Here is a 14107-nt window from a genome sequence, read left to right on the forward strand (position 1 = left end):
TATACTATATAATAGAGATAGGAGATAATGTTATGACAAATTTGAAACTAGATAGAGTATTAGAACTATTTTTAAGAGGATTAAGAGGGGAAAATTTATCAGCAAAAAAACTTGCTGATGAATATCATGTTTCATCTAGAAGTATTACCAGAGATATTAGTTCGTTAGAGGATTTTTTAGCTGATCATAGGGATTTGTTAGGAAATGCATATTTGGAATATAGTCATAGTGATCATACTTATCAATTGGTTTTAGATGAATTTCTTACTAATAAAGAATTACTTGCTATGATTAAATGTTTAATAGGAACAAGAGCTTTTAGTAAAGAAGAATTATTAAAAATTATAGGTAAATTAAAGAAATATACAACGGTTAATGATCGAGCAAAATTTAACAAAATAGTTAATAACGAAATCTATTGCTATAAAGAAATACATTTTGATTGTCAATCAGTTATTGATTTGATTTATGATTTAACAGAGTATATTAATACATGCCGAAAAATAACAATTACCTATAATAAAATGTCTAGAGAAACAGTGAAAAGAAAAATTTGCCCTCTTGCTATTATGTTCAGTGAATATTATTTTTACCTAATTGCATCCATAGATGGTGATGAGGAGAATGTTCCTAGATATTTTAGAATTGATAGAATAATTGGAATTGTTTGTCATCGTGAAAATTTTAGTAGAACATTAGATTTTAATGAAGGCGAACTAAGAAATTTAAGTCAGTTTATGTGGCCGGGGAAACGACAAAAAGTTGTATTTGAATTTACAGGACCATCATATCAGGCGATTCTAGATAAATTACATACTGCTAAAATATTATCAATTCATAATGGAGTTTATACAATTGAAGCTGATGTCTATGGTGATGGTATTAAAATGTATCTTTTGTCTCAAGGTTCATGGGTGAAAGTTATTTCACCGCAATCGTTTGTTGAAGAAATGAAGGATGAGATTAGGAAGATGAATAATTTATATGAGAAAGGTGGTGAAGAAAATGGATAGGAATGGAGAACTTGAAGGGAAAATCGATGAGTTAATGTGTAATATAGAAGATAATTTAAATCAAATAGAAGAACTTGAAGAACGAGTTGATAAAGTTATTGAATATACTGATAATGTAGAAAAATATGTTAATGAATTTGATAATGAATTTGAAAATATAACAAGACTTAATAAAACTGATGTGAAATTTTTAATGCTAGCCGTTGCCCTTCAATGTGTTAGACAGTATTTTACACCACTTATGCTTGAATCATCGAGATTAAATGATAAACAGGCAGCAGAAAAGGTAAAAAAGGATAAAGAAAGTTCTGATAGACATCATCGTCTTTATAAACCAACCTTGGAAGAAATTATTGCAAATCCAGTTCCATTTGATGCTATTTATGGAGGAAAAAAATTTGATTTAAAACTAAACGGAAATAATCATCGAGCTAAGACTTTAGGACATGATCCTATACTTGGATTAGTTTTTGGAACAGCAAATATAGCAACAAGTACAGTTACTATGTATAATTTTTCAAGTTATCATGTGAAAACTGGTCAAATATTAACTGGAGCTAAAAGAGATCAGATTACATCTCATGCAAATACTCCTAAAATATTTCTAGAAGTAGAGGATAAGTTGATATCTCAGGGGATGGATGGAAAAACGATTATGATTGCTTCATTACTTAAAGAAATTAAACATTTACAATCTGATAAGGATAGTATAATTGGGTTACATTTACCTTTTGTATCAGCTATATCACCGGATTTAGCACAAAAACTGTCAAAATATGGATTGGATTTCACAAACTTACTAAGTGTTTCAAAACAAGCAGTTGGAAGCATTTTGGTTAATTTTGTAATATCATGCTTACATGGATTATGTTTTAATGAGAAAAAGGATGATCAAGTCATATATAAATTGAAAACCAAAAAAATTATTGCCTATTCAAATTTAATAGCAACTTCAAGCAATATACTTTATGTTTTGTTTACTAAAGATTTAAAAAGAGCAGATATTGGTGGTATGATGGTCACTTTATATGAAGTTGTATCGTGTGTAGAAATGCAAAAAAAATTAGAAGAAGAATTTATTGCGAATAAATGGTATGAAAAAATAATGGAGGTATAAAAATGAGCAAAGAAAGTGAAAGTTTTAAAAGAGGTATGGTAGCCGGAGTAAAACCTTTAAGTGAAAAATTTGAGGAGTTTAAAAATGAGTATATTAGAATTAATAATATTACTCAAAAAAATCAATTAGATTTAGGTCGTTTGATGAATGAATTTATTAAAAAGTTGAATGAATTTGAACGAAAAGAAATATTAGGTTTATCAAATAATAATGTATTAAGTCTTTATAATGATAATGAAAAAAGTATTCTTGTGAATACAATATATACATTAATGAATCAATCAAATGAAAGTCAAAAAAAGTATTATTCTAATCTACAAAAATCTTTAGGAATTGATAATCCTAACGAATTAACGGATAGTTCTCAAGTAGAACATATTGAATCAGATGAAAAACAATACGAATTCTTAATGATTATATTAGAGTTTGGATATTTACAATATCATTCTTTTGATTTTTTAGAAGATATTCACTATGCATCATTACTTTATTATATAAAACACAGTGAAAAAGACCTGGATGAACTTAAAGTAAAAATACAAATTAAATATAATAAATTAGGTGAAGAATTTTTCTGTGATAGATTTTTGGAAAAGTATTATGATGATTTTAATGAATCTATTGAAGATGATAAAGCAAAAGAGAAACCTTTTGATTGCTTGAAGAAAATAGTAGATGGCAGAATAGGAAAAATATGCGATTCTAGTTATATTGTTACTGAGGAAGAAAAAATAAAAGAATTGGCTTATGATTATGGGTATCCTGCATTAAATAGTATACTTGGATGTATTCATATAAAATTGAATAAATTGAAAATTAAAACTATAGAAGATGTTACGATTATTTTTACAACAAGGGGAATGTGGTATAGGAATAAAGGGTATTTTACTTATGTTGTATATAAAGATATTGAAGATAGAGAATATAGCAGAATTAACAATGATGAAAAATTAAAATTGACGTTTATAGATTCTTTTAGTCAAAAGAAATTAAATATTGATATTTCACATAAGTGTTTGTGTGAAAGTGAATTATCTATACTTTTAAAGGAACTAAAAGACAAAGTAGAAGAAAATTATGATATTGATGATAGAATACATAATATTACTGATTATGATTTAGAAGTAAGGTTATTATTTGCTAAATTAATGATTAATTATATAAAAGAATGTAATTTACCTTATGGATATATTATGTTTGTTTTAAGTGAATTGAATTTATTGGAAAAACAGCTATTAAGAAAATGTAATCATTATTTTGAAGATAATTTACAAAGTGATGATCAATTAATAGAACAAATTACTCAGTTAGTTGATGAAAATTCTAAAGCTTCAGTTTTTACAGCTTTTATGCAAATGTGTATTTTTGTTGCCTATCTAGAAGATAAAGCTTTGAAAAATGAAAAGCTTGATTATATTAATAGATTAGGAAATAAATTGGAATTTGATAATGATATGATGGCAACGATTCATAATTGTTCATCCTTATTATTAAAAATTGTTTATGATGAAATATCATTAAAAGATTATATAAAAATTGCTTCAAAATTGCATGAAAATATTGAAAAATCATATATCTCTCTTGAGGTAATATTAGGTTATAAGGAAGCATATTTTTTAAAACAATTAATCCTACATGATTCATTAACTAATGATATAAAAAACGATATTCAAAAAGAACTTGGGGTTAATCTAGATTTTAATTATGATAATCCTCTAAATACTGTTTCTTCAAGTATTGTTAACACAAGCAAAAATCATCCTATTGTAACAGGGGTTACAATAGGTCTTAATCCTGTTTCTTTTATTGTATTAACAAGTTGTATCGTATTACAAAGTGTAAATTTTATGCAACATATGTTCTCGTTAGCAAATAAAAATCTTATAAAGAAGGGGCTTATAGATTACTATAAGAAATCAATAGATAGATATGTTCAATTTGATTCGCTGTTAGATTATAAAAGTATATCTAAATTACTAAAATTAAAAGATAGCTTTAAATGAAATTATAATTAAATAAAAAACAATGGAATAATTATGATAAATCCATTGTTTTTTTATTGGGTCTCTAAATTTCCGCGGGGTTTGTAAAAACGAGTCAATGAACAAGGGAGAATAAGATGTTTGAATTTTATTTGACATCGTAGTTAGTCTATGCTAACATATGCAACTGTGATAAGTTAGTTTTAACTAACCGAAAGGAGGATGCGATGTTTGATAAAAGATTATTGAGAGCAGTTCCTAAGACAAAAACGTTTGTGATGAAACAAGTGATGAGTCAATGGATTGCTTTATTAATGAATATTGTTTTTACAATAATGATTTGTTTTCTTTTTACTTTTTTGTTAGAAAAGCGATTAGAAATGAAACATCTGATATATGTTGGAATGATTATGATTGTCATTTTAAGTATTCGAGCTAAAGCTTTGAAGAAAGCAATTCTTTTTTCTTTTGAAGGAGCAAATCTTGTGAAAAAGATTTTAAGACAGCGTCTTTTTGAAAAGGTTTTAAGTTTAGGAAATCATTATCATGAGGCTGTATCAACAAGTGAATTAGTACAGTTATCAGTTGAAGGAATTAATCAATTAGAAACTTATTTTGCGTTATATTTACCTCAATTGTTTTATAGTGTTTTAGCCCCAATAACACTGTTTATTGTCATTTCGTTTTTTGATATCAAAAGTGCTTTTATCCTTTTTCTATGTGTTCCATTGATACCTTTATCCATTATTTGTGTACAGAAGTTTGCTAAGAAATTACTTTCAAAGTATTGGAATAGTTATACAACACTAGGAGATAGTTTTTTAGAAAACTTACAAGGCTTAACAACTTTTAAAATCTATCAAAGTGATGGATTTAAGCAACGACAAATGTATCAAGAAGCTCAAAATTTTAGAAAAGTGACAATGCGTGTATTAATTATGCAATTGAATAGTATCAGTATTATGGATATTGTGGCTTATGGTGGAGCTGGTTTAGGAAGTTATATGGGGATAAGTCATTATATGAATGAAAGTATTAGTTTATTTGGAGCTTTATTAATTATTTTACTGTCATTTGAATTTTTTATTCCCCTTCGTCAATTAGGTTCATTTTTTCATATCGCGATGAATGGGATGGCAGCCAGTGATAAAATTTTTAAAATATTGGATATTGAAAATAAACATCAAGGAAAAGAAATGTTAAAACAAGATTTATTAAATATAGAATTTTCCCATTTATCTTTTCAATATGATAAACGACCTATTTTAAAAGACATATCTTTTAAAATCCAAGCTGGACAATTTATTGGTATTGTTGGTGAAAGTGGTTCAGGGAAAAGTACAATTGCAAAATTAGTTATGGGAAATTATCAGCATTATGATGGATCTTTATTGATTCAAAATCAAGAAAGATACGATATTGCGGATACATCATTTTTAAAAAGAGTCATGTATATAACCCATGAACCCATGATATTCAAAGGTACACTAAGAGATAATCTTGATTTTTATCATCAGTATAGGGATGAAGAATTATATTTAGCTTTAAAGAAAGTTTCTTTAAATCAATATTTTAAACAGTTAGAAGGATTGGACACATTGATACTTGAAGCAGGAAGTAATTTATCTGGTGGACAAAGACAACGCATCAATTTAGCTAGAGCTCTTTTGGCTGATAGTGAGATTTATATTTTTGATGAGGCAACGAGTCAAATTGATGTTGAAAGTGAAGAAAATATTATTGCAATTATCAAAGAATTGGCACGTACAAAAACCATTATTATGATTACTCATCGTTTAAGTACAGTGACTGATTGTGATGAAATATTAGTCATGCAAAAAGGACAATTGATTGAAAGAGGTAAACATCAAAAATTAATGCTAGAAAATGGTGTTTATCAAAAACTCTTTTATCAACAAAAAGAATTGGAGGCATATCAAGGATGAAAAAAGAACTCAATAATTTTCAAGTTGTATGGCGCATGATGAAGCTTGTAAAACCATTAGTTTTACCAATGTGTTTAGCGATTATCATGGGAGTTGTTGGTTTCCTTTGTGCAATTGGTATCCCCGTTTTATCAGCTATGGCATTATTCCAATTGGTAGGGATGTATCCTCATTTACCGCTTTCATCATTATTAATAATCTTATTAGTGATGGCTTTATTAAGAGGTGTTTTCCATTATATAGAACAAGCGGCTAATCATTATATTGCTTTTAAATTATTAGCAATTATCCGTGATCACGTTTATACTGCTTTAAGACGATTAGCACCAGCTAAGTTAGATGGAAAGGATAAAGGAAATTTAATTTCACTGATTACAAATGATATAGAATTATTGGAAGTTTTCTATGCTCATACAATATCTCCAGTGTTTATTGCGATGATAACTTCATTGATTTTATTGAAATTCTTTGCACATATGCATATCTTGGCAATGTTCATTGCCTTGATAGCATATTTGATAATGGCAATTGTTATTCCTTTTTATGTTAATCACAAAGGAAAAGAAATTGGTCAAAAAAATCGTGATGAAATAGGGAATATGAGTACTTATATTTTAGAAAGTTTAAGCGGTTTATCAACTTTATTACAATATGATATTGGTGGTTTACGTAAACAAAGAATGTTAGAAAAAAATGATGAGTTAGAAACTTTACAAAGACAAATGAAAGATGTTGAATCAGTGCAAGTTGTGATGTCACAACTGCTTATCTCACTTTTTTCTATCATTATGTTTATCGCTATGTTTATTTTACAACAACAAGGTATTGTAAGTGTTTTTGATACAATCATGGCAACAATTTTGATGCTTTCAAGTTTTGGTCCAGTGATGGCTTTATCTCATTTAGCTAATAATCTGTTATCAACATTAAGTAGTGGACGTAGAGTGATAGCGATTCTTGATGAAAAAGAATTGATAAAGGATGTTGTTGATCAGCCAACAATATCATTTGATGATATTGAAATTGATGATTTAAATTTTGCCTATGAAGATGAAATTATTTTAAAAAATTTGAACTTAACGCTTACTAAAAATCAAATCACTGGAATTGTTGGAAAAAGTGGAAGTGGTAAGTCAACTTTACTTAAATTAATTATGCGTTTTTATGATCCAACCAGTGGCCAAATTTCTATTCATGATTGTGATTTGAAAAAGATTAACACAGCCAATATGCGCGCAATGTTTGCCTATGTAACCCAAGAAACAATACTTTTTCATGATACAATTCTTAACAATATAAAAATAGCTAAATTAGATGCTACAGATGATGAAATTTATCAGGCATGTCAAAAAGCGAGTATCCATGATTTTATAATGAGTTTACCGGCTGGTTATCAAACACAATTGAGTGAATTAGGAGCGTCTTTATCCGGTGGAGAAAGACAAAGAATTGCATTAGCTCGGGCTTTCTTAAGTGATGCACCATGTATTTTATTAGATGAACCAACCAGTCATTTGGATGTGTTAAATGAAGCAATTATTTTAAAATCCTTACAACAACAAAAAGACAAAACAATGATATTGGTAACTCATCGTGAATCAACTATGAGGATTGCTCAACAAATGATTCATATGAATCAAGGAAGGGCAAGTTAATGAATTTACAAGCAAAAAGACAAAAAGAAATCAAAATTGTTATTTCAATGATTCAACTTTATTGTCGACATCATGATGATATTGATGAACAAGAATTAATTCAATATGCAACAAGCCGAATTGAAAAATGTCCAATGATGAAAGATAAAACATTTTGCAGTCGTTGCAAGATTCATTGTTATGAAAAAAAGATGCAAGAAAAAATAAAAAAAGTCATGCGTTATAGTGGTCCAAGAATGATTTTTCATCATCCTTTATTAACTATTCGTCATGCTTTACATATCTAGGAGACAATTATGAAATATATTTACTTTATACTTGGAATGATTTGTTTTATTTTAGCTACTATTGGCGTTATTTTACCGATTCTTCCAACCACTCCATTTTTACTCGTTGCGGCTTTTTGTTTTAGTCGAAGTTCCTATCGTATTAACAATTGGTTTTTATCAACGAAACTCTATCAAGAGCATTTAGATTCGTTTATTAAACAAAGAGCCATGACTTTAAAAACAAAAATCTATATTTTAAGTTTTGCCAGCATTATGTTAGCATTTCCTTTATTTTTATCACAAAATGTTTATATCAGAATCTTCATTATCCTACTTTATATCTTTAAGTATTATTACTTTACTTTTAAAATTAAAACGATTCAAAGTAAAAAAATATTATAAAACAAAAAGCCCTTATGATTTTGCATAAGGACTTTTTACGGTTTATTCTGATACAACAGTAACGTTAGCTGCTTGAGGACCTCTATCTCCTTCAACGATGTCAAATTCAACAGTTTGTCCTTCTTCTAAAGTTTTAAATCCATCAGCTTTAATTGCAGAGAAATGTACGAAAATATCTCTTGCTTCACCTTCAAGAGTAATGAAACCATACCCTTTATCAGATTTAAACCATTTTACTTTACCTGTACTCATTATGAAGTACCTCCTTCAATGTTTCGCAAAAAAATAGTACTTCATTTCTAAACCATTATTAAAGAATCTTTAATACCTTTTGAAAATACGTGCTATGTTCCTTTGCTAAAAACATTATAACATACTCTTTTTGTGCATACAAGTTCTTGTTGACTTTGAAAAATAAATGGGTATCATTTAATTATGGAAAAGAAAAGGTGGGAATCATATGTTAGAAAAATATGCAGAATTACTTGTTAAACAAGGGGTTAATTTACAACCTGGTCAGGAATTGGTCATTGATTCATCAATTGAATGTTTCGAACTTGTGCGTGCAGTCGCTAAAGTGGCTTATGAAGTTGGAGCAAAGGATGTTATTGTCAATTATACTGATGAAAAAATTTCACGTTTACGTTATGAAAATTGCGATATTGAACATTTTGCTACAATACCACAATATATCATAGAATTAAAAAATCAATATGCTTTAAAACATGCGGCAGTTTTATCTATAACTTCAAGTGATCCTGAAGCAATGAAAGGGATTGATCCTTTAAAAATTCAAACTTATCGCAAAGCATTAAAAACAGCTTGTTCAACATTTTATGATCATTTAGATTTAGGAATTGATAGATGGTGTATTGCTGGTGCACCTAGTGTTGCCTGGGCCAATAAAGTATTTCCTGATATGAGTGATAAAGAAGCTGTTAATGCTTTATGGCAAGCTATTTATAAAGTTACACGTTGCAATCAAGATAATCCAATTGAAGCTTGGAATGAACATCGTCATTCTTTTGAAAAACGTGTTCAAATCCTTAATGAGAAAAAAATCAAATCATTGCATTATACAAATCAATTAGGAACTGATTTAACAATTGGTATGAATAAGGGATATTTATTTGCTGGTGGGGGAAGCTATACAACAGATGGTATTTATTCTTTCCCTAATATTCCAACGGAAGAAATTTTTACATCGCCAAATAAAAATCAAGTTGATGGAATTGTTTATAGTTCTATGCCACTTAATTTCAATGGAAATATTATTGATGAATTTTCTATTACTTTTAAAGAGGGACGTATTGTTGATTACAGTGCTAAAGAAGGTTACGACGTTTTAAAAAGTATTATAGAAACTGATGAAGGAAGTCATTATTTGGGTGAAGTGGCATTAGTTCCTTATGCTTCACCAATTAGAGAGCTAGGAATCTTATTCTACAATACATTGTTTGATGAAAATGCTTCTTGTCATTTAGCAATTGGAAGGGGATTTTCTGAATGTATTGAAAATGGTTTAGAAATGAATAAAGAACAATTATTTGAAAAAGGAATCAATGATTCTTTAACTCATGTTGATTTTATGATTGGGACAAAAGATTTATCAATTGTTGCAACATTGGAGAATGGTGAAGAATTTATTATCTTCAAAGATGGAAACTTTGCATTTTAAAATTGACAAATTCAATGTTTTTCAGTAATATTTAGACTTAAAGCGACATAAAGGAGGGAGAACATGTCAGATTTTATTGAAGAAGTTAAAAAACGTAGAACATTTGCGATTATTTCCCATCCCGATGCTGGGAAAACAACTTTAACAGAAAAATTCCTTCTTTATGGAGGAGCAATCCAAGAAGCTGGAATGGTTAAAGGAAAAAGACAGTCAAAACATGCTGTAAGTGACTGGATGGAAATTGAAAAACAAAGAGGAATTTCTGTTACATCATCTGTTTTACAATTTAATTATGATGGTTTTTGTATTAATATTCTTGATACACCAGGCCATCAGGATTTCTCTGAAGATACTTATCGTACTTTAATGGCTGCGGATAGTGCAGTCATGGTTATTGATGGTTCTAAAGGGGTCGAAGATCAAACAAGAAAATTGTTTAAAGTTTGTGCAATGCGCCATATTCCAATCTTTACTTTTATTAATAAAATGGATAGAGAAGCAAAAGATCCTTATGAATTAATGGAAGAAATTGAAAGAGAATTAGGTGTTGAAACTTGTGCAGTCAATTGGCCAATTGGTTGTGGAAAAGATTTCAAAGGTGTGTATGAGCGTAAGAAAGAAGAAGTTATCCGTTTTATGCCTGTACAAGGTGGTAAAAAGGAAGTCGATGTTGAAATTTGTGATGCTCATGATGAAAGCTTAAAAGAAAAAATTGGTGATCTTTTATATCAGCAATTACAAGATGATATTGAGCTATTAGATGGTGCAGGTGCTGAGTTTGATTTAGAACGTGTACAACGTGGTGAATTATCACCTGTTTGTTTTGGTTCAGCTTTAACTAATTTTGGGGTTGAACCATTCTTAAAACATTTCTTAGATATGACAACATCACCACTTCCAAGAAATAGTAATATTGGTGAAATTGATCCGTTATCTGAAGATTTCAGTGCTTTTGTTTTCAAGATTCAGGCAAATATGAATAAGGCACATCGTGATAGAATGGCTTTCATGCGTATTTGTTCAGGTAAATTTACGAAGGGAATGGAAGTTTTTCATTACCAAGGAAATAAAAAGATTAAGTTAAATCAGTCTAAACAAATTATGGCTGAAAATAGAGAAGAAGTTGAAGAAGCTTATTCAGGAGATATTATTGGAGTCTTTGATCCAGGTATTTTCTCTATTGGTGATACAATTTGTATGCCAAAAAATAAATTTGCTTATGAAGGGATTCCAACATTTGCTCCTGAACATTTTGCGATGATAAGAAATACTGATACCATGAAACGTAAACAGTTTGTTAAAGGTGTTGAACAAATTGCTCAAGAAGGGGCTATTCAAATCTTTACTGAACTTGGTGGTGGTATGGAAGAAATTATTGTTGGTGTTGTTGGGGTTTTACAATTTGAAGTATTGGCTTATCGTTTGAAAAATGAATACAATGTTGATATCGTTAATACACCATTGCCATATCAATATATTCGTTGGATTAAAAATAAAGAAATTGATCTGAAGAAGTTAAATCTTTCTTCTGATACAAAGAAAGTTCAAGATTTAAAAGGACAATATTTATTGTTGTTTTCTAACGAATGGGGTGTTCGTTGGGCAAATGATAAAAACCCAGATTTACAGCTTGCTGAATTTTCCAATAATTAGTAATGAGCTTACTTTTAAAAGTAAGCTTTTTTCTTGTGAAAAACTTATTAATGTGAAAATGGTTAGGTGCCTTTTTTGTCAGTACAAAAAGTGATAAAATACTCTTGAAGGAGGTGTCACTTATGGCTAATGATGGAAAACGAACATATTGTCGTTGTATTGAAGAAATGACAATGATTATTGGTAAAGAAGAAACCGTTCTTTTTGAGTTTAAAGAAGTTTATCCTTGTATGATTAGAACAAGTGACACAGAAATGAATTATTATAAAATTTATGGGGAAGAATTTGCCTTAAGTTGTAGTGAACAAGAGTTTAAAGAACATTTTAAATTAATTTTACACCAACCAATCAAGTAGATTTTTGAAGATGGGTTTGTTTTTTAGTAAAAATATGGTATGATGTCAAGAGAAAGGGTGATGATTTTGGCGAAAAAAACATTTGAAATATCAAATATCCACTCTGTTGAGGAGTTAAATAATTTAAGTTTAGAACTCAATTCTAAAGAACAGGTTTCACATATTAAAGTCAATAAGGATAATATTGTCTTTAATTGTATAGATATTGATGCATTGTCTCATTTGATTCAAAATATAAATAAAGAATTAATTGTTAAAGAAGTTGTTGATGGACAAAAGCGTCAATATGATTTTGCACAAAAAAAAGAAAGTAAACATTATTTTATGTTTAAAAATATGATTACTGAAGATGATATTTATGTTTTAGTCAAACGTCTTGAAGAAGATCAAAGATATCATGATGTTTATTATGATTCACAAAATAAAGTCTTAATGTTAGTATCTTCACAACGTGATGTTTTAAGTCTATTACGTAAAGAATTATTTAAGATTAATCCATCTATTGAAATTATTGAACATCGTAAACCTATTCGTTCACAAGATGTTTTTAATCAAAAATATTTAAATACTTATATTCGTATTGGTATTTTACTTGTTGTTTTTTCATTAGCGTTAATTACTTCTAAAGATCATAGTCAAGTGACACCATTTTTATGGTTAGCAACGATGTTAGTTTTAGCTGAGCCATTGTTGAAAAGAGTATGGACAAAATTACGTCATAATAATTTCTTAGATGAAGATGTTTTGGTTCTATGTGCTTTATTGATGGGAATTGCTTCAGGTGTATATGTTGAAACATGTCTTGCAGTGATATTATATCAAGTGGCTGGACCTATTTTGACAAAGGTATTAGAGCGCTCTTTACATAAAATTGATCAGGCTGTCACAATGCCGGAAAGAGGTATGAGAGTTCAACAAGATACAAGTGAAGAAGTTTCACTTTATGATGTTGAGATTGGCGATGTGCTTGAAATTAAACCTGGGGAAACAATTCCAATTCCTGGAGTTATTGTTAAAGGAAGTACGAAGTTAAATACTTATTCAAATACAAGTACTTATGAATTGGTTGATGTAAGTGATCATAGTGAAGTTCATAGTGGAGATGTCAATGCTGGTGAAAATTCTATTCATATTCAAGTTAATGAAACTTATGAAAGTTCTAACTTGAATGAATTAATGAATATTGCGAGTGTTGCGCCTGTATATGAGTCAAAAATTGAACAATATACAAAAATCCTTTCCCGTTTTTATACACCTGTAATGGTAACTTTAGGGATTGTTTTGGGTATTATTTTACCAATCGTTAGTTTTGATGAGTATGGTCAATATATTCATGTTGGAGCAATTTTATTGATTTTATCTGGGGCTTTATCAAGTGATCAGTCAACTGCAATTGGGATGTTAGCAGGATTTGCTAAGGCTTTTGAAAGTGGTATTATTGTTGAATCATCTTTAGGATTGGATTCTGTTAATGCTGCTCAAACAATTGTTTATGATCGTTTTGATGGTGTTGAGGTAACCGAAGAAGAATTGGATTTATTTAAGAAGTTATCTCATATGGGAAGAACTTTGGTTATTTTTAATGATGGGCCAGTGGCTTTAGAGAATGATCAATATACAATTTATAATGATTTAACTGTTGAAGAAAAATTAGAAAAGATGGATTCTTTAATTGGACCAATTGTTTATATTGGTGATAGTTTTAAAGATATTGTTCTTTTACAAAAGAGTTATGTTGGAATTTCACGTGGTGGTTTAGCTGATTCTAAGGTTGTTGAAAATAGTGATATTGTTTTAATTGATTCTGATTTGAATAAAGTTTATGAGACTTTCTTAATTGCTAGAAAGATGCGTACCATTGCTGTAGGTAATAATATTTTAACGATTTTTATGAAATTGGCTGTTTTAGTTGCTGTTATTTCATTTACGGCTTTACCATTATGGATTGCTATTTTGGTTGAAATGATGGTTAGTGCTTTTGTTATGAGTAGTTCAACATTTATTTTAGAGTAGAATTTTTCTACTCTTTTTTTGGA

12 protein-coding genes are annotated in these 14107 nt (G+C 29.0%); 11 read left to right on the forward strand and 1 reads right to left on the reverse strand.

Annotation, left to right across the window (positions count from 1 at the left end; translation table 11 throughout):
• Positions 1-32 precede the first annotated feature (32 nt).
• The 7 genes from EDD60_RS00660 to EDD60_RS00690 all read left to right on the forward strand — a co-directional run bounded on the left by EDD60_RS00660 (position 33) and on the right by EDD60_RS00690 (position 8384).
• Positions 33-1013: a helix-turn-helix transcriptional regulator gene (locus EDD60_RS00660; protein WP_066447384.1), complete on the forward strand. Its 981-nt coding sequence runs from the start codon at positions 33-35 to the stop codon at positions 1011-1013.
• On the forward strand, positions 1006-2130 hold the full coding sequence (locus tag EDD60_RS00665) for a hypothetical protein (protein WP_066447380.1): 1125 nt from the start codon (positions 1006-1008) through the stop codon (positions 2128-2130). Before EDD60_RS00660 ends, EDD60_RS00665 begins: the two co-directional genes overlap by 8 nt.
• 2 nt (positions 2131-2132) lie before the next feature.
• On the forward strand, positions 2133-4133 hold the full coding sequence (locus EDD60_RS00670; protein ID WP_066447379.1) for a hypothetical protein: 2001 nt from the start codon (positions 2133-2135) through the stop codon (positions 4131-4133).
• 206 nt (positions 4134-4339) lie between these two features.
• Positions 4340-6058 (forward strand): ABC transporter ATP-binding protein/permease, encoded by a 1719-nt coding sequence (locus EDD60_RS00675; RefSeq protein ID WP_066447377.1) that lies wholly within the window; start codon positions 4340-4342, stop codon positions 6056-6058.
• Positions 6055-7713, forward strand: coding sequence for an amino acid ABC transporter ATP-binding/permease protein (locus tag EDD60_RS00680; protein WP_066447376.1), 1659 nt, complete (start codon positions 6055-6057; stop codon positions 7711-7713). The genes EDD60_RS00675 and EDD60_RS00680 overlap by 4 nt, the downstream gene beginning before the upstream one ends.
• Positions 7713-8000: a nitrous oxide-stimulated promoter family protein gene (locus EDD60_RS00685; RefSeq protein ID WP_066447368.1), complete on the forward strand. Its 288-nt coding sequence runs from the start codon at positions 7713-7715 to the stop codon at positions 7998-8000. The genes EDD60_RS00680 and EDD60_RS00685 overlap by 1 nt, the downstream gene beginning before the upstream one ends.
• A 9-nt stretch (positions 8001-8009) precedes the next feature.
• Positions 8010-8384 carry a YbaN family protein gene (locus EDD60_RS00690; protein ID WP_066447365.1) on the forward strand — a complete coding sequence of 125 codons (375 nt, stop codon included), beginning with the start codon at positions 8010-8012 and terminating at the stop codon, positions 8382-8384.
• A gap of 42 nt (positions 8385-8426) precedes the next feature.
• On the opposite strand, the gene EDD60_RS00695 is transcribed toward EDD60_RS00690, so the two are convergent.
• Positions 8427-8636 (reverse strand): cold-shock protein, encoded by a 210-nt coding sequence (locus EDD60_RS00695; protein WP_066447362.1) that lies wholly within the window; start codon positions 8634-8636, stop codon positions 8427-8429.
• Between the two features lie 208 nt (positions 8637-8844).
• Here EDD60_RS00695 and EDD60_RS00700 point away from each other — a divergent pair, with 208 nt between their 5' ends.
• The 4 genes from EDD60_RS00700 (at position 8845) to EDD60_RS00715 (ending at position 14084) form a co-directional block, all read left to right on the forward strand.
• A complete protein-coding gene (locus tag EDD60_RS00700; RefSeq protein ID WP_066447359.1) occupies positions 8845-10062 on the forward strand; it encodes an aminopeptidase in 1218 nt (405 codons plus the stop codon).
• Positions 10063-10125: 63 nt separating this feature from the next.
• Positions 10126-11715 (forward strand): peptide chain release factor 3, encoded by a 1590-nt coding sequence (locus EDD60_RS00705; RefSeq protein ID WP_066447356.1) that lies wholly within the window; start codon positions 10126-10128, stop codon positions 11713-11715.
• Positions 11716-11837: 122 nt separating this feature from the next.
• Complete coding sequence (locus tag EDD60_RS00710; protein WP_066447353.1) at positions 11838-12071, forward strand: hypothetical protein; 234 nt, start codon at positions 11838-11840, stop codon at positions 12069-12071.
• A 60-nt stretch (positions 12072-12131) separates the two neighbouring features.
• On the forward strand, positions 12132-14084 hold the full coding sequence (locus EDD60_RS00715; RefSeq protein WP_320108618.1) for a P-type ATPase: 1953 nt from the start codon (positions 12132-12134) through the stop codon (positions 14082-14084).
• Positions 14085-14107: the final 23 nt, after the last annotated feature.

Origin of the sequence: Longibaculum muris (assembly GCF_004343035.1) — a bacterium.
GTDB lineage: Bacteria > Bacillota_I > Bacilli_A > Erysipelotrichales > Coprobacillaceae > Longibaculum > Longibaculum muris.

Excerpts from the sequence above, each read along its gene's own strand:
- EDD60_RS00660 (WP_066447384.1), top strand. The coding sequence starts at position 33 with ATGACAAATTTGAAACTAGATAGAGTATTAGAACTATTTTTAAGAGGA.
- EDD60_RS00665 (WP_066447380.1), top strand. The coding sequence starts at position 1,006 with ATGGATAGGAATGGAGAACTTGAAGGGAAAATCGATGAGTTAATGTGT.
- EDD60_RS00670 (WP_066447379.1), top strand. The coding sequence starts at position 2,133 with ATGAGCAAAGAAAGTGAAAGTTTTAAAAGAGGTATGGTAGCCGGAGTA.
- EDD60_RS00675 (WP_066447377.1), top strand. The coding sequence starts at position 4,340 with ATGTTTGATAAAAGATTATTGAGAGCAGTTCCTAAGACAAAAACGTTT.
- EDD60_RS00680 (WP_066447376.1), top strand. The coding sequence starts at position 6,055 with ATGAAAAAAGAACTCAATAATTTTCAAGTTGTATGGCGCATGATGAAG.
- EDD60_RS00685 (WP_066447368.1), top strand. The coding sequence starts at position 7,713 with ATGAATTTACAAGCAAAAAGACAAAAAGAAATCAAAATTGTTATTTCA.
- EDD60_RS00690 (WP_066447365.1), top strand. The coding sequence starts at position 8,010 with ATGAAATATATTTACTTTATACTTGGAATGATTTGTTTTATTTTAGCT.
- EDD60_RS00695 (WP_066447362.1), bottom strand. The coding sequence starts at position 8,636 with ATGAGTACAGGTAAAGTAAAATGGTTTAAATCTGATAAAGGGTATGGT.
- EDD60_RS00700 (WP_066447359.1), top strand. The coding sequence starts at position 8,845 with ATGTTAGAAAAATATGCAGAATTACTTGTTAAACAAGGGGTTAATTTA.
- EDD60_RS00705 (WP_066447356.1), top strand. The coding sequence starts at position 10,126 with ATGTCAGATTTTATTGAAGAAGTTAAAAAACGTAGAACATTTGCGATT.
- EDD60_RS00710 (WP_066447353.1), top strand. The coding sequence starts at position 11,838 with ATGGCTAATGATGGAAAACGAACATATTGTCGTTGTATTGAAGAAATG.
- EDD60_RS00715 (WP_320108618.1), top strand. The coding sequence starts at position 12,132 with ATGATTTTGGCGAAAAAAACATTTGAAATATCAAATATCCACTCTGTT.